6 tRNA genes and 1 rRNA gene are annotated in these 1,028 nt (G+C 51.1%); all 7 read right to left on the reverse strand.

Going from position 1 to position 1,028, the window contains the following annotated elements:
• A 16S ribosomal RNA gene (locus GJ688_RS19845) occupies positions 1-170 on the reverse strand; the annotation flags it as partial.
• A gap of 306 nt (positions 171-476) precedes the next feature.
• Positions 477-552, reverse strand: a tRNA-Trp gene (locus tag GJ688_RS19850).
• Between the two features lie 7 nt (positions 553-559).
• Positions 560-634, reverse strand: a tRNA-Arg gene (locus tag GJ688_RS19855).
• Between the two features lie 16 nt (positions 635-650).
• Positions 651-727: transfer RNA gene (locus tag GJ688_RS19860), tRNA-Pro, on the reverse strand.
• A 3-nt stretch (positions 728-730) separates the two neighbouring features.
• Positions 731-823, reverse strand: a tRNA-Ser gene (locus GJ688_RS19865).
• Between the two features lie 17 nt (positions 824-840).
• A tRNA-Met gene (locus GJ688_RS19870) sits at positions 841-918 on the reverse strand.
• A gap of 5 nt (positions 919-923) precedes the next feature.
• Positions 924-999, reverse strand: a tRNA-Met gene (locus tag GJ688_RS19875).
• Positions 1,000-1,028: the final 29 nt, after the last annotated feature.

Genomic DNA, 1,028 nt, shown 5'->3' on the forward strand with positions numbered 1-1,028 from the left:
ATTAGCAGCCCTTTCGGGCTGTTATCCCCCACTCTCAGGCAGGTTATCCACGCGTTACTCACCCGTCCGCCACTAAGCACTTCCACCGAAGTATCCGTGCTCCGTTCGACTTGCATGTGTTAGGCATGCCGCCAGCGTTCGTCCTGAGCCAGGATCAAACTCTCCACAAATAATGTAGATAAGCTTGAGTCAAGCTCTATTGTTAAAGTTTCTTATCGAGTTAAGGCTTCTTGTAACAGAAGTCATTCACTCTCAAGAAAATGTCCGTCCCACTTTCGCGGGCCGAATTGACTTTGGTCTCGCACGCTTTTGCCTACAACTGTTTGATTTTCAAGGACCAGAATCGGTATAAGCATATCGCTTTTTGGCACTTTTCCGTCTCTTCAGCGACAGAAACATACTTTAACATATCAGTGCCCAACTTGCAACCGGGATATTTTAGAAATCATTGATAACCACAAATAACGATTGTCTAATGGCAGGGGAGACAGGACTTGAACCCGCAGCCTACGGTTTTGGAGACCGCCGCTCTACCAATTGAGCTACTCCCCTACGATAATGGTGCGCCCGGCAAGAATCGAACTTGCGCACCTGGTTCCGGAGACCAGTGCTCTATCCACTGAGCTACGGGCGCATCTTATTATATTAAATGGTCGGGGTGACACGATTTGAACGTGCGGCCTCCTGCTCCCAAGGCAGGCGCTCCACCAAACTGAGCTACACCCCGACATGGCGGAGAGAAAGGGATTCGAACCCTTGAGACAGGTTTGCCCGCCTACACGATTTCCAATCGTGCGCCTTCGACCAACTCGGCCATCTCTCCAATGGGTTTATGAAGTTTGGTAGCGGTGGTAGGATTTGAACCTACGACACTACGGGTATGAACCGTATGCTCTAGACCAACTGAGCTACACCGCCAGATTTGGTTGCGGGAGCAGGACTCGAACCTGCGACCTTCGGGTTATGAGCCCGACGAGCTACCAACTGCTCCACCCCGCGTCATTGGCTCCTCGAGTAGGATTCGAACC

The organism is Heliobacterium mobile (genome assembly GCF_009720735.1).
Taxonomy (GTDB): Bacteria; Bacillota; Desulfitobacteriia; order Heliobacteriales; family Heliobacteriaceae; genus Heliobacterium; species Heliobacterium mobile.